Origin of the sequence: Bacteroides reticulotermitis JCM 10512 (assembly GCF_000517545.1) — a bacterium.
Lineage (GTDB): Bacteria > Bacteroidota > Bacteroidia > Bacteroidales > Bacteroidaceae > Bacteroides > Bacteroides reticulotermitis.
Genome location: NZ_BAIV01000024.1, coordinates 17,011 through 39,170 on the forward strand (window position 1 = coordinate 17,011; position 22,160 = coordinate 39,170).

A 22,160-nucleotide genomic window follows, 5' to 3' on the forward strand; every position below is an offset into this window, starting at 1 on the left:
TAAAACGTAAACTATCGTGCAGCAAATATAGGAAAAAATAATAAGAGCTATAATTTTTTATGCTTTTATTTTGCGGGAAAAGTGATAAAATGTTAGCGAATGTTCGAGGAAAAGGAAGTCCCATCTTCCTTTGATCTGTCAAAAGGAGGATGGGACTTATAATCGATTACAAAAAGTCAAAGTGGACTTCTCTTAGAATTTCGGTTTCATACCTAGGTTATACATGATGAATCCGTAGATGTCGGCTTGTTCTTCCAGTACTTTCGCCATCGGTTTACCGGCTCCGTGTCCGGCCTTGCTGTCTATGCGAATAAGCGTGGGGTAAGTTCCGTCGTTAGCTGCCTGTAGGGTTGCCGCAAACTTAAAAGAGTGGGCGGGTACTACGCGGTCGTCATGGTCGGCGGTTGTAACAAGTGTAGCGGGGTAGGTAGTGCCCGGCTTCAGATTATGTATCGGAGAGTAGGCTTTGAGATACTCGAACATCTCTTTGCTGTCTTCACTGGTTCCGTAATCGCTTGCCCAGTTCCATCCAATGGTGAATTTATGGTAGCGAAGCATATCCATAACACCTACCTGAGGGATGGCTACGCGGAATAGATCGGGGCGTTGTATCATACAGGCTCCTACAAGTAAGCCTCCGTTGGAACCTCCTACAATGGCAATCTTGTCTTTATCCGTATATTTCTGATCGATCAGGTATTCGGCAGCAGCGATGAAGTCGTCAAATACATTTTGTTTCTGCATCTTGGTTCCGGCTACGTGCCATTCTTCGCCATATTCGTTACCTCCACGCAGGTTGACTTGTACATAGATTCCTCCGTTTTCGAGGAAAGGAATACGGGCGGCACTAAAACCTGGGTTTAAGCTGATACCAAAGCCACCGTAACCGTAAAGGAATACCGGGTTCTTGCCATCTTTCTTCAAGTCTTTCTTATAGGTGAGGAACATCGGCACTTTTACACCGTCTTTGCTGGGGAAGAAGATCTGTTCGGTCACGAAATCATCGGAATTGAACTCTACTTTCGGAGCACGGTATAGTTCATAGGTGTTCTGATCCATATCGTACTTGTAAGTTGCTCCGGGAATGGTAAACGAAGTGAATCCGAAGAAGCATTCTTTATCGTCTTTATCACCTCTGAATCCTACCGAACCGAGTGAGGGCAGTTTGATCTCCTGCAATTGTTTTCCATCGAGATCGTATACGTAGGCATGGTTAGAGGCGTCCTTGTCGTAGGTAAGGAATAACTTGCCGCCAATTATCTCCGCGTCCGAAAGAACGGATTCCGATTCAGGAACAAGTTCCTTCCAATCGGCAAGCTTAGGACGGTTGATGTCGGCTACCATTATTTTATTCTTCGGCGCATTGTAATTGGTGGTAAGGTAAATCTTCTCGCCGATAACTTCGATCGGACTGTATTGATAGTCAAGATCGGTGGTTAGCTGCACAAAGGGTGCATTCGGTTTACTTAGATCGCGTATGGATAGATTGTTACCTCTACCTGCTCCCGACTCGAATAAGAAGAGTATCCGTTCGTCCTGACTGGTTGAAACGGTGTAGAAACGTTTCGGGTAAGCCGTATTCTGGTAGATCAGCTTGTCTTTCGACTGTGGTTCGCCTATCTTGTGGTAATACACCTTATGATTCTCATTTACGTTAGAGAACTCTTTGCCTTTGGTGGGAGCGTCATACGCACTGTAATAGAAGCCATCTCCCTGCCAGGCTGCACCCGCAAACTTAGCCCATTCAATATGGTCTTCCAATAGTTTGCCGGTTGCCGTATCCATCACATAGATTTCGGACCAGTCTGAGCCGCTACGTGAAATGCTATAAGCGGTATATTTCCCATTGTTGGAGAAGTAAAGCCCGGTCAGCGCAACGGTGCCGTCTTCCGAGAGTTTATTGGGATCGAGGAATACACGAGGTTCGCTGTCCAACGCATCTTGCACATAGAACACACTCTGATTCTGCAAACCGTCGTTCTTGCTGAAGTAGTATTTACCATGCTTCTTCATGGGTGCGCTGATCTTCTCATAGTCGGCTAGTTGGGTGAGCCGCTTCAGTAGGTTTTCCCGGAAAGGGATCTGGCTAAGATACTCATTTGTCACTTTGTTTTCTGCTTCTACCCATGCGGTAGTGGCAGCACTCGTATCGTTTTCCAACCAGCGATAGGGATCGGGAACTTGTGTACCGAAATACACGTCAACAGTATCTACCTTGGCTGTTTCGGGATAAACCAGCTTCTTTTGCTGGGGTGCACATGACATGACCATGATTCCACTCATTAATAAGGATGCTTTTTTCATGTAGTTAATCTCGTTTATAAATAGAACTTCGAGTCACAAACTTACAAAATAATTGAGGAATTGCAACTAATCTTTGTCAGAAGATAGTAGAAAATGATATATAAAGAATTAACTTTGCGAAATAGACAAGCCTTACTTCGAACAATTTGATATATAAAAAGAGAAAGACTTTATGCTCAGCAAATATAAATTAAACCAACTCTACTTCAAAGATACACAGTTTGCCAACCTCATGACCCGGCGTATCTTTAATATTCTGTTGATCGCCAATCCGTACGATGCTTTCATGTTGGAAGATGACGGACGGATAGACGAGAAAATCTTTAATGAATATACGTCACTTTCCTTGCGATATCCACCTCGGTTCTCGCAGGTGTCTACCGAAGAAGAGGCGTTTGCCCAATTGGAAAGTATGCCGTTCGACTTGGTTCTCTGTATGCCGAGTACGGGTGACAATGATAGTTTTGATATCGGACGCCAGATCAAGGAGAAATACGAACATATACCGATTGTTATTCTGACACCTTTCAGTCACGGTATTACCAAACGAATCAGTAACGAGGATTTGAGTGCGTTTGAGTATGTGTTTTGCTGGCTCGGAAATACGGATTTACTGGTTTCCATCATCAAGCTGATCGAAGATAAGATGAATCTGGAGCACGATGTGCAAGAGGTAGGTGTGCAGCTTATCCTGTTGGTTGAGGATGGAGTACGTTTCTACTCGTCGATCCTTCCCAATCTGTATAAGTTTGTATTGAAGCAGAGTCAGGAGTTCTCCACCGAAGCCTTGAACGCGCATCAGCGTACGCTGCGAATGCGTGGACGTCCTAAAATTGTATTGGCACGTACGTATCAGGAAGCGTCGGAGATTTATCATAAATACCAAAATAATATACTGGGCGTTATTACCGACGTACGTTTCCCGAAAGTGGAACGAGGCGAGAAAGATGGATTGGCGGGCATCAAACTTTGTGCTGAGATACGAAAGGACAATCCTTTCATTCCGCTTATTATCCAGTCCTCCGAGTCGGAGAATTCTTTGTATGCGGCCAAGTATGGTGCCAGCTTCATTGACAAGAACTCCAAGAAGATGGATGTCGACCTGCGTCGCATTGTTTCGGACAACTTTGGCTTTGGCGATTTTATCTTCCGCAATCCGGAGACCGGTGAGGAGATTGCCCGTGTACGAAATCTGAAGGAGTTGCAGAACATTCTGTTTGCTGTACCTGCCGAGTCTTTTCTTTATCACATCAGTCGTAATCACGTTTCCCGTTGGCTGTATTCGCGGGCGATGTTCCCCATTGCCGAATTTCTGCGACCGATAACCTGGAATAGCTTGCAGGATGTGGATGCTCATCGCAAGATCATATTCGAAGCCATTGTGAAATACCGTAAGATGAAGAACCAGGGTGTGGTTGCTGTCTTCAAACGCGATCGATTCGACCGTTACTCTAACTTTGCACGTATCGGCGACGGGTCGTTGGGCGGTAAAGGACGCGGTCTGGCGTTTATCGACAACATGGTGAAGCAATATCCAGAGTTTGACGAGTTTGAAAACGCAAGCGTAGCTATTCCTAAAACTGTAGTGCTGTGTACGGATGTGTTCGATGAGTTTATGGAATCGAACAATCTCTATCAGATCGGACTTTCGGAGGTTGATGATGATACCATACTACGCTATTTCCTGAAGGCGAAGCTGCCCGACCGACTGGTAGAGGACTTCTTTACCTTCTTTGATGTAGTGAAATCACCGATAGCTATCCGTTCGTCTTCTTTGTTGGAAGACTCGCATTATCAGCCATTCGCGGGGATTTACAGTACCTATATGATTCCTTACCTGGATGATAAATATGAAATGTTGCGTATGCTTTCCGATGCGATTAAAGGTGTGTATGCTTCGGTCTACTTTCGCGATAGCAAAGCCTATATGCAGGCTACTTCCAATGTGATCGATCAGGAGAAAATGGCGGTTATCTTGCAGGAGGTTGTCGGTAATCAGTATGGCGATCATTACTATCCGTCTATGTCGGGTGTGGCGCGTTCGCTCAATTATTATCCGATAGGGGACGAGAAAGCGGAAGAAGGAACGGTTAATCTCGCTTTAGGGTTGGGTAAATACATTGTAGATGGTGGCATGACACTTCGCTTTTCTCCCTATCATCCGCATCAGGTGTTGCAAACCAGTGAATTGGATATTGCGTTGAAGGAGACTCAGACTCGTTTCTATGCATTAGACTTGAAGAATGTGGGCGAAGAGTTTTCCATCGACGACGGTTTTAACCTGTTGAAACTTCATGTGAAGGAAGCCGAGAACGACGGTTCTCTGCACTACATCGCTTCTACATACGATCCACACGACCAAGTGATACGTGACGGACTTTACCCCGGTGGGCGCAAAGTAATCACATTCGCTAATATCCTACAGCATGACGTTTTCCCGCTGGCACGTATCCTGCAATTGGTGTTGAAGAATAGTGAACAGGAAATGCGACGTCCGGTAGAAATCGAATTCGCTGCTAGTCTGAGTCGGGACAAAGATAGGCAGGTACGTTCTACCTCTTGCAGATCCGTCCGATTGTGGACAGCAAAGAGATGCTTGATGAGGACCTGGCTCAAGTACCGGATGCGAGTGTGGTCTTACGTTCCGACAATTCATTGGGGCATGGCGTGATGAATGACATTTGTGACATTGTGTATGTAAAGACCGATAATTACAGTGCTTCCAACAATCAGGCCATTGCCTGGGAGATTGAGAAGATCAACCAACAGTTTCTGGCGGATGGTAAGAATTATATTCTGGTTGGACCGGGACGTTGGGGAAGTAGTGACTCTTGGTTGGGCATTCCTGTGAAGTGGCCGCATATCTCCGCTGCCCGTGTCATTGTGGAAGCCGGATTGACCAACTACCGCGTAGATCCCAGTCAGGGGACACATTTCTTTCAGAACCTGACTTCTTTCGGCGTGGGTTATTTCACGATCAATGCTTTTATTAACGATGGTGTATACAACCAGGAATTTCTGAATGCGCAGCCTGCTGTGGAAGAGACCAAGTTTCTGCGCCACGTCCGTTTTGAACACCCGGTTGTGGTGAAGATGGATGGAAAGAAGAAGTTGGGTGTTGTGCTGTTGCCGAAGGATGACGCACGGTAAGAGCAGTTAGTATATAAAAATACTCCCGCCTTCTCTTTCGAAAGACGGGAGTATAAACTATAGCTTACTATATAGGGCTGATTATAAGACTCCTTGTGCCATCATCGCTTTGGCAACCTTCATAAATCCGGCTACGTTAGCTCCTTTTACATAGTTTACATATCCGTCAGCTTCCGTACCGTACTGTACACAAGCTTCGTGGATGCTCTTCATGATGCTTTTCAGTTTATCGTCTACTTCTTCGGAACTCCAGCTTAGTTTGATTGAGTTCTGAGTCATTTCCAAACCGGATACCGATACACCACCGGCATTAGCTGCCTTACCCGGTGCATACAATATTTTTGCTTCCTGGAAGATACGAACCGCTTCCGGAGTAGAAGGCATATTAGCACCTTCGGCAACAGCGATCACGCCATTAGCAACCAATTTCTTGGCATCGTCACCATTAATCTCGTTCTGAGTAGCAGAAGGCAGAGCGATATCTCCCTTTTCTCCCCATGGGCGAGCTCCTTCTACGTATTTGCATCCGTATGTTTCGGCATATTCGCGGATACGACCCCGATACAAGCCTTTCAGTTCCATGATGTAATTCAGTTTTTCGCGGTCGATACCTGCGGGATCATAGATGTAACCATCCGAATCGGAGCAAGTTACTACTTTACCACCTAGTTCGAGAACTTTCTCAATGGTGTATTGAGCAACGTTACCGGAACCGGAAACCAGACAGGTTTTACCTTTCAGGTCGGTACCTTTAGTTTGCAGCATTTCCATCAGGAAGTAGATGTTACCGTAACCGGTTGCTTCCGGACGAATGAGTGAGCCTCCGAATTCGCGCCCTTTACCAGTGAATGTTCCGGTAAATTCATGAGTCAGCTTCTTATACATACCGAACATGAAGCCTACTTCACGACCTCCTACACCAATATCACCGGCTGGAACGTCTGTCTCAGGACCGATATGACGCCACAGTTCCAACATGAACGACTGTACAAAACGCATTACTTCAGCGTTTGATTTGCCACGTGGAGAGAAGTCCGATCCTCCTTTACCACCACCCATAGGCAGTGTGGTGAGTGAGTTTTTGAATGTTTGTTCAAAAGCCAAGAACTTCAGAATTGAAAGATTTACGGATGAGTGGAAACGGATACCGCCTTTGTAAGGGCCGATCGCGTTGTTGTGCTGTATACGGTAACCCATGTTTGTTTGGATATTGCCTTTATCGTCCATCCAAGTAACACGGAACTGGTATACTCTATCGGGAATACACAAACGTTCAATCAGGTTTGCTTTATCAAATTCCGGGTGTTTGTTGTATTCTTCTTCAATGGTAGAAAGAACTTCTTCCACTGCTTGATGATACTCTGGTTCGTTGGGGAACCGTCTTTTCAAATCGTCTAAGACCTTAGCTGCATTCATAATCTTTTTCTTTTATTGGTTGTTGTAAATTCGCTTATCCACTTCTTTTAATGCGGTTGCAAAAGTAAAGATAAAAATTGTACTTTCAAACATATTATAAATAAAAGTGCGATAAAATATTAAATATGATATTTTATCGCACTGAAAGTGGAAAAAAAGATATTATTTCTTTCTTTTGATTGCTTTGTATATAGGGATGCCTGCCAAGCTCCGGAGAGGATGATCATACCGATAGTCATTCCATTGATCTGCTTCGCTTTGGACAGTATTAAATAGCAAAGCGCCAGCCAAAAGAGGCTGACGCATACTATTTGTGATTTACTTAACGGACGTTTCACTTATTTCTTCTCTTCTTGTCTACGATGGCGTCAATCACAGCAACCGCAGTGATGTTGACAATGTCGCGAACCGAACTTTCGGAATCGGTGAAATGAATAGGTTTATTCAGTCCCATCTGGATCGGGCCAATAAGTTGAATGTCATGATTCATAGCCTGCAACAACTTATAACTGGCATTGGCAGAACTTAGATTCGGGAATATCAATGTATTGACATCCTTACCGTTCAGGCGAGTGAATGGGTACTTAGCATCACGTAGTTCGCGGTTGAATGCGAAGTTCACCTGCATTTCGCCATCAATAGCCAGATCCGGGTTCTGTTCCTGTATCGTAGCTACTGCCTGATGTACTTTCATCGGGCTACCGGATTGATCGGAACCGAAGTTCGAGTAACTAATCATGGCCATAACCGGCGTATGATTGAAGAAACGTACGGTCTTCTCGGCCAACTGAGCGATGTCTGTCAGCGTAGTTGTATCCGGATGACGGTTGATTAATGTATCCGCCAGGAAGTAAGTTCCTTTCTTCGTATTTAAGATGTGCATGGTACCGAAGTGTTTGTAGCCGGGCTGTATGCCGATTACCTCTTTGGCAACCTTAATCGTATTGCTATATTTGGTATAGAGTCCGGTAATGAAAGCATCGGCTTCACCTGTTTCCACCATCATCATACCGAAATAATTGCGTTCGAACAACTTATCGTTGGCTTCTTCGAAAGAGAAACCTTCGCGGGCACGCTTTTCTGCCAGAATATGTGCATAGCGTTCGCGGCGTTCAGTTTCGCGGTCGTGACGCATATTGACGATCTCAATACCTTCAAGGCACAATTCCATTTCCTTAGCTAGCTTTTCGATGCGTTCCTCATTGCCCAGCAATATGGGGTGACAGATGCCTTCCGACTTAGCTTCTACGGCAGCTTTCAGCATATTGGGGTGAATACCTTCGGCAAAGACTACGCGTTGCGGATTGCAACGAGCCGTATCAAACAGTTGACGAGTCATTTTGGATTCATATCCCATCAATTCGCGCAATTGGATCTTGTACGCGTCCCAGTCTGTAATTTCGTTGCGTGCCACACCGCTTTCCATAGCTGCTTTTGCCACAGCGCAAGAAACCTCGGTGATAAGACGTGGATCGACCGGCTTGGGAATAAAGTATTCGGGGCCGAAAGTGAAGTTATTTACGTGGTATGCCTCGTTCACTACATCGGGTACAGGCTGTTTGGCCAGATTAGCGATAGCGTGTACGGCGGCAATCTTCATCTCTTCGTTGATCGCTTTGGCGTGTGTATCCAATGCACCACGGAAGATATATGGGAATCCAATTACATTATTGATTTGATTCGGATAGTCGGAGCGTCCGGTAGCCATTAGCACATCGGGACGTGCCTCCATCGCTTCTTCGTACGAAATCTCGGGCGTTGGGTTAGCCAGTGCGAATACGATTGGCATGGGAGCCATGCTACGTACCATGTCTTGCGACAATACGTTACCTTTAGACAAGCCTAGGAATACATCGGCACCTTTTATCGCTTCTGCCAGCGTGTGAATATCAGTCCGATCCGTAGCGAAATATCTCTTCTGCTCATTCAGGTCGGTACGTATCTTATTGATAACGCCTTTACTGTCGAGCATGACGATGTTTTCGAGACGGGCTCCTAATGATACATACAATTTGGTACATGATACAGCGGAAGCACCGGCACCATTCACGACGATTTTTACCTCTTCGATCTTCTTGCCTGCTACCTGTAAAGCGTTCACCAGTCCGGCACTGGAAATAATGGCCGTACCGTGTTGGTCGTCGTGCATGACGGGAATATCTAATTCTTCCTTCAGCCGGCGTTCTATTTCAAAACACTCCGGGGCTTTGATATCTTCCAGATTGATACCTCCAAAGGTCGGTGCGATGGCTTTAACTGCTTGGATAAATTTCTCAGGATCTTTTTCGTCCAGTTCGATGTCAAACACATCTATCCCTGCGTAAATTTTGAAAAGCAATCCTTTTCCTTCCATTACCGGCTTGCCACTTAGTGCACCGATATCACCTAATCCAAGTACGGCTGTTCCATTTGAAATAACAGCGACAAGATTACCTTTGGCTGTATACTTATAAGCATCCAACGGATTCTTCTCAATTTCAAGACATGGTTCTGCTACACCGGGAGAATATGCTAGTGATAAGTCGGTTTGTGTACTGTACGGTTTGGTAGGAACTACCTCAATCTTACCGGGTTTGCCCTGTGAATGGTAGAGCAAAGCGGCTTCTTTGGTTATTTTACCCATAGTATTTAAGTATTTATATGTGAGTTTTTCGAGTGATCGCAAATTTAGGAATAAAAGTTAGAATTCGTCGCCCTACGGATATAAATTCTATTAAATTTATAGCAAAATGACTAAAAAAATGAGAATATTTGTTAGTTTAATCGGCTTGTATCTTAAAATCCTGAAATTGTTTATTTTATTGCTAAGCGGGTTAGTGGGAAACCTCAACAAGGCTTTCGGAATAAAGCGTTGTACACACGGGTGCTTTATTTAGGGCCTGCCTTTTTCGGAAACTTGCTTTGAGGAACTCATTCTGCCAAAAAACTTTGAAAAATAACTCTTTTTCGGCAAGACTCGCATCGGAGCAGTTAGTCAACGATCAACGATGCGTGGAAATCGCTCTTAAAAAGTAAACCGGATGCAGGGATAAGGAATAGATGCGTCCGTGCCGGAGGAGAAGATGTAGAGAAGGAACGCTGCTAAAAACAGGGATCAGGGAAAGGCTTGGCAATTGGTTAGAGCGAGAAGCGTAGACGAAGCCGGATAAAAGGGGAAGACGTAGGTGACCGGACAAAAGGTTACGGCGTTTGGTTATTCTCATGCCTATGAAACTTTATTCTCATGCGGAGGAAACAGTTGTTTCATGCCTGTGAAACACTTTTCTCATGCCTATGAAACAACTTTCTCATGCTTGTGAAACACTTTTCTCATGCCTGTGAAACAAAAGCTTCACCTATATGAAACAACTGATATGCAATGTTCTTCTGTGGCTACACTTCGGTTGTGTTTACCTTTGATCTCTCTATACACATTGCTGTGCATAGAGAGAATCTGGTTAGTTTTCGACAAACGTATTGAGCGAATGCGGTTGCAATGTGGCGTTTAAATAGCGTTTACCCAGTTTGAGGGTTATTTCTTTGACTTCATGATTGAAGTTGCCGACTGTAATCACCTGCTTTTGTTGCGGAGTCATTACCACTAGAATCGGTGTTTTATCATTCTCGCCGGCTTTGTAAGACACGATCTTCGAGTCGGGCAGGATGTAATGACTATAATGTTTTACCGCGTAATACTCCGGGGTGAATGTGGCGGTTCCGGCTTTGGAATCGACGTGAATCAGCGAGTTTTGCTTCCAACCCCATCCGCTGAAGCTCCGTCGGCCAGTATCGCATTCCAGAACGTGTACTCCTCACAGCCATTCCCTAAGTAATGGTTCATCAGTTCAAAGGTATGTTCGGCCGCTTTCCAGTCGAAACTGCCCCATCCACATTCGCTTTCCGACTGCACATATTTATATTCCGGATATTTGGCGCGCAGCTTGGCTAATATCTGTCTGCCTTCCCACTGAAGACCGATGCCTTGAACGCTGGCACGCATCCGAGGATCCGAGAGCACCTGATCGATGAAGTCGAATCGGTTGGTATTGATGGTACCGAAGTACAAAGCCACTTCCGGATGGCGCTTCTTTAATGTCGGTTGTAGATACTCCGTGTGGAAACGGATGATACCCTCCGGTGTCCAGGCGCAACCGGGATAATTGGTGTAGCTCCAGGCTTCGTTCTGAAACATCACCATCGATACGGGGATTCCCTGTTCCTTATACGCGTCGACGAACTTGCAGAAATAGTCGGCATACGTTTGCAAATAGCGCGGGTCTTGTATCAAGTAATCGTTCACGGCGAGTTGTTGCGGAAACACCTTCGCATTCTTCTCCGTTTGATTCTCGAACAAGGCCACGTCCGACAAAGGAGCCATCTCATTCTGATTCCGGTCGCTGCGTACCGAGTAGTAGTGATTGATCTTCAACCAGGATGGGGGAGACCATGGAGAGGTCCAGAAAGTCATGTTCGGATTGTATTGCTGCGCCGCTTTGATGAAAGGAATTAGCGTCGTTTGGTCTCGTTTGATGTTGAAGTGCTTCAACTGGAAATCGCCCGATACCTCATCACAGCTGTACCAGTCGCGGGCGTAGTCGTTGGCATTCATCGAGAAGCGTCCCAGGGTGAATTTCAGATCTCCATCGGGAGCAAACAACTTTCGCAGAATCGATTCCTGTTCGTTTCGGGGAAGCATGTTGAGCGCGTCCCAACCCAATTCATTGAAGCACGTCCCCCATGCTTTGAATGTCGTTCCCTCTTCCGCTCCGTTGACTGTGAGTAGCGGCGTTTGTTCGGCATTTGTCTGCAATTTCACCTTGACCGATTGCCACACACGGCCTTCGGTACTGCTGATCCACTCGAAAGATTGGGCATGAACGCCTGCGGATAGTGCTACCACCAGTCCGCTTAGTAGTATGATTCTTTTTGTTACGTTTTTCATGTCTTTACGCTTATTGATGTGTTTTAATTGAAATCGTTGCTTCCGGTAAACCCTTCGCCGACACGGTGAGCGAGATCACACCTGTTTCTGTGTCCGGCTGAACGATCGCGATTGCTTTTCCGCGGAACACTTTCGGTTGCAGCTGCGAAAACTTGCCATGTCGTCGGCACTCGCGTTACCGGCAGCAAGCACGCGGCCCGCTCCACTCTGTTTAATCTCCACAGGCAGGGAGCAGTCGGGAACCACATTCCCTTCGGCATCCACAACCTCGATCTGTACAAAAGAGAGGTCGTTTTTATCGGCCCGTATTTCCGAACGGTCGGCAGTCAGGCGGACGCTTGCCGGGCTACCCGCTGTGCGAAGTTCGGCTGAGGCTGTTTCTTTCTTCCCTTTCACGTTAACCGCTTTGAGCAGTCCCGGTTCGTAGCCGACCTCGAATGAAGCCGTGTAAGAGTCCGCAGACGTTGCCTTTTCACCTATCAGCCGGTTGTTCAGGTACAATCTTACCTTCGGAGAACGGCTATACACATGTACCGTCATTGTTTGGCCTTCCATCCCTTGCCAGTTCCAGCTTAGTAGTTCGTTTTTCCATCCCCAGTAGTTGATGTCTTCCTTTTTCCCTTCGGCCACAGGAGGTTGAACCGCCAGTGAAATATCCCGTCGATTCCAAAGAATGTCGCGATAATACGACTGGGGCTTTTTATCTCCGCAGAAGTCAATATCCCCGCACCAGGCATTGTACCAGGGCCATCCCATGAATTGCGGACTGCGTTCTCCCGGAGCGAGTTCGAGCGTATGGGCGAGCCCTGCTTCTCCGAGGTAGTCGACTGCCGTCCACACAAAATCACCTATTAAATAAGGATGCTTGTCAATCAGGTTCCAGTTCTGAGCAGCCTCTTTGGGCACGGATTCGCTGCCGTACATCACCCGTTCGGGGAATCCGGCATGATCTTCCTCGTACTTCGTCCATTGATAATTGTAACCCGCAACGTCCAAATGGCGGAAAGCTCTTTCCGAATCCTTCTCCCAAGTGAACTGCCGCCTGTCCCAGAAAGCGTTGACTCCGGCGGTTGTGAAGCGTGTGGTGTCGTATTGCTCGATGGTGGCGATCAGCTTTTTGGCTATATCCACTCCGGTGGGGTCGTCGGCACGCTCGGCTATCTCATTGCCGATGCTCCATAGGATGATGGACGGATGGTTTCTGTCCCGGCGAACCATCGTAGCCATGTCGTGTTCACTCCACTCATCGAAGTATTGGTGATAGTCCTGCGGTCGTTTCGCTTGTTGCCATTGGTCGAACACCTCGTCGATCACGAGCAGTCCGAGGCGGTCGCATGCTTGCAGGAAATATTCCGAAGGCAGGTTGTGCGCGCATCTGACGGCATTGAATCCATTGGCTTTCATCAGTTCCACTTTGCGTTCTTCGGCTCGGTCGATGGCTACGGCACCCAGCAGACCGTTGTCGTGGTGCAGACATCCGCCTTTAAGCTTCAGCGGTTTCCCATTGAGCAAGAATCCTTCGCGGGCATTGAACTCGATCGTCCGTATGCCGAAAGGGATTGCGATCTCATCCCGTTCTTGCGTGTTCGTTTCCCCACCGTCTGTCGATACGGATAGGTAAGCGGTGTATAAGTTGGGCGTATCTACCGACCACAACATCGGCTTGGGTACATCGAGCGCGAATGAAAGCGGCTGCGAACTGTCCTTCTGAACGGCGACTTCTTTGATTGTTGAGCAGACCTCGGCTCTTGTGGGCGAGAGGATTCGTATATGCAGCTTGCCACTCTTCTCTTTGAGAGCGGAATTGTGTACGAGGGTGTGTATGTTCACGATGGCTTTCTTGCCTTCCAACTTAGAGGCGTCTATGAATGTGTCCCATTCGTCGAGATGCACCTTAGCGGTTTTAATGAGCCACACGTGCCGATAAATGCCCGAGCCGGCGTACCAACGGCTGTTCAACCCTTCGTTGATCACTTTAACGGCCACGGTGTTTGGCGTGCCGGGAGCCTTGCAAAAGGGCGTGATGTTGATGCGAAACGGCATGTAGCCATACGGGGTGAAGCAAACCTTTTGTCCGTTGATCCACACTTCGGACTGATTATATGCTCCTTCAAAATAGAGCGACAGGTTTTTATCGGCATCTTCCGGAAGGAGAGTGAACTCTTTCCGATACCATCCTTCGCCACCTACGGTTTGTCCCGTGTCGGCGCCACCGATACTTAAACGTGAGAAGGGACCGAGGGTGATTCCTTCACGTTGTACCGGTACAGCTTCCACACTCCAATCGTGCGGTAGGTCGATCACTTTCCATTGGGAATCGTTAAAGGCGGGTTGTTCGGCGTTTGCCATACACCCGCGATGGAATTTCCAGTTGGCGTTCATGTTTACTTTGCGCTCCGAAGCAAATCCGACGGTCGCGATACTTAGCATGAAAAAAGAGAGAATCCATGCGCTACCTGAGAACATTGAATGTTTATTCATAGCTTTCGAATTATTCAATTAGTAATACAGGCAAAGATAGGGTGGAAGAGGGGCGTTTGCTGAACAACCATGTAACAAAAGCCTGCAATAAATGTATCAAAACACCGATGCAAGAGTCTTAAACTTGATAGTGGTACTTCCACCGGGTTTTATCCTTTATATTGCGTGGGCAGTACGCCGAACATCTCTTTGAAACATTTGCTGAAATAACTTGGAGTGGCGAAGCCAACCCTTTCGGAAATTTCAACAATAGACAGTTCGCTGTTTCTTATCAGTCGTGCCGCTTTCTTTAAACGGATGCTTCGGATGAACTCGGTCGGTTTCTGTCCCGTAATCGATTGAAGTTTGCGGTAGAGGTTCATCCGGCTCATACACATATCGTCGCTGAAAAGCTCCACACTGTAGTCGCTATTATCCAGATTCTTCTCCACCAGCGCCACCGCTTTCCGCAGAAACTCTTCGTCCACCTTAGACGATGTGAGGTCTTCCGAACGCACTTCAATCTCGGACAGGAATATCTGCTTGCGTTTCTGTTGCAATGCCAGCAAGTGGTGGATGCGGTTGTTCAGTATATCCATGTTGAAAGGTTTGGTGAGGTAGCAATCGGCTCCTGCCTGATAACCTTCCAGTGTGCTTTCGTCGCCTGTGCGGGCTGTGAGTAGGATAACGAAGAGATGTGAGGTCTTTACGTTTTGTTTCAAGCGCTGACAGAGTTCGAAGCCCGTCATTCCCGGCATCATCACATCACTCACCACGATGTCCACCTCTTTTTCGAGAGCGATCGTTTCCGCCTCTTCACCGTTGGACGCTTCCCATACGTTGTACGCCTGCGAGAGTTGTTGGTACATGAACTGCCGGAACTCGCTATTGTCTTCTACGAGCAGAATCGTTCTCCGGCTTCCCGTTTCGAGCGAAGGCGCTTTCCCGGCCAACTCCTCGCTTTCCGGCAATAACTGAGGTGCTGCCAACTTGGTGGGAAGGTAAACCCGGAATTCACTACCCTCGTTCAATTGACTATCTACCTCTATGAATCCTTGGTGCAGATTGATGTATGTTTTCACAAGATGCAAGCCTATGCCACTTCCGGTTGTTTCCTGTCGCCCGTCATGCGCGCTCATTTGGTAGTAGCGGTCGAATATGTGTGGAAGATCTATCGGATCGATTCCTTTTCCCGTATCCCGAATACCTATATATATATAAGGTATATCGTTTATGGTAACGTTCTCCATCGACACCTCAATGCAACCACCGGCATCGGTAAACTTGAAAGCGTTGTTTAGCAGGTTGTAGAGTACGCGGTGCACCTTCTCCCGATCGAAGTACATATAAAGCGGTGCTTCGGGTGGCGAGACTGAGAACCGAATCTCCCGGTTGGCGGCATAAGGCTGAAACGCTTCGCAGGTGGAGGAGACGAACTCGTGGATATCTCCGTTCATCAGGTGTAGCTTTTCGCCTTTCATCTCCAGCTTGCGGAAGTCCAGTAGCTGGTTGACCAACTGCAAAAGTTCTTGGGCGTTGTGGTAAATGCCGGATAACTGTTGTTTCAATCGGCTGTCCTGAATGCTCGGGAGCAGACTGTTTAAGGGCGTGATAATCAGTGTCAGGGGCGTGCGAAGCTCATGACTGATGTTGGTAAAGAAGCGGAACTTCATTTGAGTCAACTGCTCTTCCAACTGCGCATGCTGCTTGCGGTGCAGACGCTTGAAGTAGAACCGGAGCGATCCGCCCACCATCAACGTAGCCAATACTATATATAAGGTATAGGCCCACCAAGTTTCGTACCACGCCGGCAGCCGGTTGATGTGCAGACAAGATACCGGTTGCGCCCAACAGCCGTGAATGTCGGTCGCTTTGATTTCCAGCGTGTAGTTGCCTTTCGGGAGCTTGGTAAAGTACGCGATATTGATGCCCGGCGGAAGATAATTCCAATTCGTGTCCCATCCGCTGAGCCGGTATGCATAGCAGATCTGTTTGGCGTGCAAGTGCTCCAGTGTGGAGAATGCCACTTCGATGTTGGTGCTGTAAGGAGATAGCTCCAGTTGGTGCGTGTCCATACCGGTGAGACTCGTTTCCCCGTCGATCTTTACCGAAGAGACAACCGGAATAACATGGTCGGGAGACTGATCCAATTCAACCGAGGGCGTAACTTGACAAAACGCACCGATCCCTCCCAGGCAGATTGTTCCGTCAGCTTCCGGATGGATGGAAAGGAAATAGTCTACCTGAATGAATCGGTCGGAGTTATAGAGCAACCTGAACGACTGATTCTTCGGATTATACTCCTTTACATACTGATCGGCCAACACCCAGATATGCCCCAGATGGTCGACGGACATCGCTTTAACTGCGTCACCGTTGGCATTGGACGCACTGCCTTCTTGCGTCAACTCTCCCGTTTGCGGGTGATAGCTGTATACTTTGCCTTCGAGCGTTCCCACCCAGAGCCTGCCATCCGGAGCAAGAATTGCCGATGAGTAGTTTTCTCCTTTACAGATAACGTTCATGCGCCCGTTGGGTGTGATGTGTAAAAGCTCACTGCCTTCCGTAATGCAGTAGATATGCTTGTCTGGTGTGAGCACGATCTCTTTCACGGGCGCGGTGGTGGAGTAGACCTTCGTGATCTTATCCGTAGAAACCTCCTGGCAATAAATGGCGTTTTCGGTTCCGATCCATAGGTTCCCAAGTTGGTCTTCTCGCAATACCTGAATCTGTCGGGTTGCTGGCAGAGAAATCTCTTTCACCAGTTGCATACGCATGCCTTCGTGTTGTAGATGCAGTATGCGAGCGTTGTTGCACGCTGCCCATATGCCCGGTTGCGTGCGACAAGGTTCGATGCATTTCGTGACATAGCTATTCCCCGTTACGTTGGGGAAGTCCGAGGCAAAGGTCAGTTGTTCGGAAGCGGGGTGATACAGCGATAATCCCGTCCGTCCCTGCCATATCCAGTAATAGTCTTTCTCCTGAATCGTTCGGTCGGCCATGACCGGATAGCCCGTACTTGAAGACATAGCCGATACGGGATAGCGTTTGATCTTATTCGAATCGAACGAAAGAATGAAAGAGTGTGGCGAGTAGGCGGGTACCCATAGGTTGCCCGTGCGGTCGGCAAGCAGTCGGTCTAATATCTTCTTGTTTTGCGGAAGGAACGAGGCTGTGGAGATGCGTTGCAGTTTGTTGTTTTCGATTCGATATGCGTAGAGATCGTCCATAGCCGACACCCAGAGGATGTTTTGCCGAGGGTCTTTCAGAACGCTTAATAGCTGAGTCGTATGAGAACTTTGCGCGGTTGCTTCCAGCGTGGCGGGTTGGAGTTCGCAAACGGCATCCTTCGACAGGTCCGACGTGCCCGGAATGAAACGTACGACTCCCTTGCCCCAGGTTGCCACCCAGTAACAATTGTTCGCTACATCTTCAACCATCTGAGTCGGAGAAGCGTCACACGGCCATTGGCAAGGTGAGAAGTGCTCCGTTGCCGGGTCGTAATGCAGTAAACCACCTCCCCATTGCATGACCCAAAGCGTATGCCGACTGTCTTCATAGAAGTCGGTTACCGTGAATCGGCCTTGATTCCATACGGACGGATGAATGTCCAATAAACGTCCCGCAGGGGAATAATGGTAGATCATACCTTCGGATGCTACCCAAGTTGTCCCGTCGTGAACGGACAAAGCGGCATCGATTCGCTGCTTTCCGAGTTTCCGATCTGTGATCTCCGTTATCTGATAGTTGGCTTTATCCAGCTTGTACAATCCGCGATCGGTTCCGAACCATATCTGATTGTTCTTATCTTCCGTTATGCAGGTTATGTCGTTGCTCGTTAGTAAATGCGGCGTATGCAAATCCGAACGGAAAACATCGATCTGATAACCATTGTCACGGCATAAACCACCTCCTTCTGTTCCGTACCACATATAGCCTTCACGGTCTTGAAACATACGGTGGATGTGGGCTACCGGCAACAGTTTCTGGGTCGGAAGTTCGGTCATGACTATCTGCTGCGCCGCAATGGACAGCGTAGTCAAGAAACTAATGATAAGGATTATACAGCGTTTTGGGTACATGCTTTTTGTCTTACTATCGAGCATTTGGTAATGATCGTTTAGCAAAGATACCTTTTTTTATTCAAGCTGCGATTGCTTGCCTGAAACTACATCCTTTTGGAACATTTTTGTGGCAGTATGATGCCCGCATCGTGGATCGGGATAAAGACTACCTTATTGCAGCGCACGTATGCGGACGTCGATATTCGGGGTATCTTTCAGCCCTGTTTTTACTTTGTCGATCTCTGTATTTCCGTAATGGTAAGGATATAAAATAGATGGGCGAACCACTTTGGCTGCTTTTATGGCTTGTTCCGGCGTCATGGTATAAGGCTGGTTAACCGGCAAGAAAGCGATATCGATATGCTTGATCTGTTTCATCTCGGGAATATCCTCCGTATCTCCGGCAATGTAAATGCGGGTTCCGCCTAAGGTCAGAATGTATCCGTTGTCTCGCTCTTTGGGGTGAAACTGTTCCCGGCCGGGAGTTGTGTTATAGGCAGGCACTGCTTCCAGTTTAAACTCCGCTTCCAATTGGAGCACATCGCCATTCTTCATTGCTTTTCCTTTCTTGAGTGCTTTTTGGCAGTTGGGATTGGCTATTATCTGCGTGCGCGCTGCTGTAATGGCGGCAATAGCTTTTGTGTCGAAATGGTCCTGATGCTCATGGGTAATCAGGATGTAGTCGGCTTTCGGCTGTTGGGTATAGTCGGCATAGTCAGATACCGGATCGATGAAAATGGTTTTACCCGCATATTCTATCAATAGGCTGGCATGTTTGAAGAAGGTAATCTTCAGGCTCTTTCCGTTCTTGGCCGAAAATGAATCGCTCTCGAAATTCGGGCTTGCTACGGATGTATCAGCTGCTTTAACAAAAGAACGGGCGTATGAGAAGTTGTACGAAAAGCATAGTACAAATGCGATGAATAGGATCTTTTTCATGTCTATACGGGATTTAGTTCCCCACAAAGATAAAAGAAGTCTGGTTCTTTCGAATTAATATTCAACTGATTCTGTGCGATATTAACTTTCTTTTTGTGTAAAAGGTCGTGAAAAAAGGCATCGATTTACTCGATGCCTTTTCTCTATCTTATTTTAAAACGTCTGTTCTATGCGTTCAATGCCTGTTCGATATCCGCTATCAGGTCATCCGCATTTTCAATACCTACGGACATACGGATCAGATCCGGACGTACGCCGGCTTCGAGCAGTTGTTCGTCCGACATCTGGCGGTGTGTGTGGCTGGCTGGGTGAAGCACACAACTACGTGCATCCGCTACATGCGTCACGATGGCGATGATTTCCAAAGCATCCATAAACTTGATGGAAACATCACGTCCGCCTTTCAACCCGAAAGATATAACGCCGCAAGAACCATTCGGCATATACTTCTGTGCAAGCGCATAATATTTATTATCCGGCAGTCCGCAATAGTTCACCCAAGCTACTTTTTCATTCTTCAACAGATATTCGGCAATTTGCTGTGCGTTGCGACAGTGTTGAGGCATCCGTAAATGCAAAGTCTCGAGTCCGAGATTCAGTAAGAACGAATTCTGAGGGCTCGGGATGCTACCTAAGTCGCGCATCAGTTGGGCAGTGGCTTTGGTGATATACGCACCTTTACCGAACGCTTTGGTATACGTCAGTCCGTGATAAGATTCGTCGGGTGTACAGAGACCGGGGTATTTGTCGGCATACGCATCCCAATCGAAGTTACCGCTGTCCACAATGCAACCTCCTACACTCGTGGCGTGGCCATCCATATATTTAGTGGTAGAGTGAACTACAATGTCCGCTCCCCATTCAAAAGGGCGGCAGTTGATCGGTGTCGGGAATGTGTTATCTAGAATTAAAGGTACTCCATGGCTGTGAGCAACGCGGGCAAACTTTTCAATATCCAACACTTCGAGCGAAGGGTTCGAGATGGTTTCGCCGAACAATGCTTTCGTATTGGGACGGAAAGCTGCGGACAGTTCCTCTTCACTGGCATCGGGGCTGACAAAGGTTACTTCGATACCGAGCTTCTTCATGGTTACGCCAAACAGGTTGAACGTTCCGCCATAAATTGCCGATGAACAAACAAAGTGATCGCCTGCCTGACAAATATTAAAGATCGCGTAGAAGTTAGCCGCTTGTCCGCTGGATGTCAGCATGGCGGCAACACCTCCTTCGAGTGCGGCTATCTTAGCGGCCACAGCATCATTGGTCGGGTTTTGAAGACGTGTGTAAAAGTAACCGCTATCTTCCAGATCGAAGAGTCGGGCCATCTGTTCGCTTGTGTCGTATTTAAAGGTTGTACTTTGATAGATTGGAAGAACGCGAGGTTCACCTTTTTTGGGAGTCCACCCGGCTTGTACACACAAAGTTTCAGGCTTGAGTTGTTTTGCCATAATACTATTGAGATTTATATGATTAATTGTCAAAAAAAGCTTTAATGGCGCAAAAGTAGGAAAAAAAATGTATTTTTGTCACCTTTATAATTGAAATGATCTTGATAAAGCGACATAAGGTGACTATATGAAAATAAAACTCTACACATTTTTCTTGTTATTCTCTCTTTTAATGAGTTCTTCCGTTTTGTGGGCACAACAAAAAGCTACTCCCAAAGCAGGAGAGGGGATATCTTCTTTTCTACTTAGATATAACCGCTCTCCAAAGAAGTATTACGACGACTTTATCGAACTGAACAAAAAGCAATTGGGAGGCAAGCACGTGATAAAGATGGGAGTCACCTATGTAATACCTCCGGTGAAGAAGTCAACACCTTACTCCGCTACAACTTCGAAGAGTGATGAGAAAAAAGGTACAAAAGATACGAAAGAGGCCCCAAATAAAGCAACGGCAACTTCCAGAACCCGAGTCAATGAACCTCTGTTCGGCCCGAAACTGGCTGAAGTGAAAGTCACTTCCAAGCGTTTGGCAGGTGCTTGCTTCTATGTAGTCTGCGGACACGGTGGTCCCGATCCCGGTGCTATCGGTCGAGTGGGTAAGTATGAGTTGCATGAAGACGAATACGCTTATGACATTGCTTTGCGTCTGGCACGTAGTCTCCTGCAAGAAGGAGCTGAGGTGCGTATTATTATTCAGGATGCCAAAGATGGTATTCGCGACGAACCTTATCTGTCGAACAGTAAGCGGGAGACCTGCATGGGCGATCCGATTCCGCTGAATCAAGTGCAGCGTTTGCGACAGCGATGTGATAAAATAAACTATCTCTACCGGAAAGATCGGAAAAACTATACGTATTGCCGTTCTATCTTTATCCATGTCGATAGTCGTGGGAAAGGGAATCAGACTGATGTCTTTTTTTATCATTCGACTAAAAAGGTCGACAGTAAGCGATTGGCTAACAATATGAAAGATACTTTTGAGTCGAAATACGGCAAGCACCAACCCAATCGCGGATTTACCGGAACGGTAAGCGGACGGAATTTGTTTGTGCTGGCAAATGCCACTCCCACTTCTGTTTTTGTGGAATTGGGGAATATTCAGAACTCGCTCGATCAGCGTAGACTGATTATGAGCTCTAACCGTCAGGCTCTTGCTAACTGGTTAATGGAAGGTTTTCTGAAAGATTTCAGAGCCTCGAAGTAAGAATATTGTTTTTTTTAGAAAAAAAATATTAGATACTTGAACAAAACAGATTGCTATCTGTTATATATGTGTAAATCGACCTGGAATACTATTTATAGGTATGAGAATATAGATGAATAGTAGGTATGCCTCTCAGGCATCGCAGGTAAGATTGCATAGTAGTTTTGTCGTGTTTTATTTTGTGTTTGTGTTGTGACGGTGCTGCGATGTGAATCGAAGTACCGTTTTTTTTGTTTTTTTTAATATGTTTTTCA

Annotated in this window: 7 protein-coding genes and 3 pseudogenes; 2 read left to right on the forward strand and 8 right to left on the reverse strand. The window is 46.9% G+C overall.

The window, feature by feature from the left end:
• Positions 1-192 precede the first annotated feature (192 nt).
• Positions 193-2,304 (reverse strand): prolyl oligopeptidase family serine peptidase, encoded by a 2,112-nt coding sequence (locus tag JCM10512_RS14195; protein ID WP_044164113.1) that lies wholly within the window; start codon positions 2,302-2,304, stop codon positions 193-195.
• 172 nt (positions 2,305-2,476) lie between these two features.
• Here JCM10512_RS14195 and JCM10512_RS14200 point away from each other — a divergent pair.
• Positions 2,477-5,454, forward strand: a pseudogene (locus JCM10512_RS14200) (PEP/pyruvate-binding domain-containing protein).
• Between the two features lie 81 nt (positions 5,455-5,535).
• Here the strand turns inward: JCM10512_RS14200 and JCM10512_RS14205 are convergent.
• The 7 genes and pseudogenes from JCM10512_RS14205 to JCM10512_RS14235 form a co-directional block, all read right to left on the reverse strand.
• On the reverse strand, positions 5,536-6,870 hold the full coding sequence (locus JCM10512_RS14205; protein WP_044164114.1) for an NADP-specific glutamate dehydrogenase: 1,335 nt from the start codon (positions 6,868-6,870) through the stop codon (positions 5,536-5,538).
• Between the two features lie 334 nt (positions 6,871-7,204).
• Positions 7,205-9,493, reverse strand: a complete 2,289-nt coding sequence (locus tag JCM10512_RS14210) for an NADP-dependent malic enzyme (RefSeq protein ID WP_044164116.1) — start codon at positions 9,491-9,493, stop codon at positions 7,205-7,207.
• 814 nt (positions 9,494-10,307) lie between these two features.
• Positions 10,308-11,791, reverse strand: a pseudogene (locus JCM10512_RS14215) (glycoside hydrolase family 30 protein).
• 10 nt (positions 11,792-11,801) lie between these two features.
• Positions 11,802-14,095 (reverse strand): annotated as a pseudogene (locus JCM10512_RS14220) (glycoside hydrolase family 2 protein).
• A 326-nt stretch (positions 14,096-14,421) separates the two neighbouring features.
• Complete coding sequence (locus JCM10512_RS14225; protein ID WP_148298412.1) at positions 14,422-18,333, reverse strand: hybrid sensor histidine kinase/response regulator transcription factor; 3,912 nt, start codon at positions 18,331-18,333, stop codon at positions 14,422-14,424.
• 153 nt (positions 18,334-18,486) lie between these two features.
• Positions 18,487-19,254, reverse strand: a complete 768-nt coding sequence (locus tag JCM10512_RS14230) for an MBL fold metallo-hydrolase (RefSeq protein WP_044164198.1) — start codon at positions 19,252-19,254, stop codon at positions 18,487-18,489.
• 167 nt (positions 19,255-19,421) lie between these two features.
• Entirely contained in the window at positions 19,422-20,702 is a 1,281-nt protein-coding gene (locus JCM10512_RS14235) for an O-acetylhomoserine aminocarboxypropyltransferase/cysteine synthase family protein (protein ID WP_044164121.1), read from the reverse strand.
• 127 nt (positions 20,703-20,829) lie between these two features.
• Here JCM10512_RS14235 and JCM10512_RS14240 point away from each other — a divergent pair, with 127 nt between their 5' ends.
• Positions 20,830-21,906: an N-acetylmuramoyl-L-alanine amidase family protein gene (locus JCM10512_RS14240; protein ID WP_044164123.1), complete on the forward strand. Its 1,077-nt coding sequence runs from the start codon at positions 20,830-20,832 to the stop codon at positions 21,904-21,906.
• The last annotated feature ends 254 nt before the right edge of the window (positions 21,907-22,160 follow it).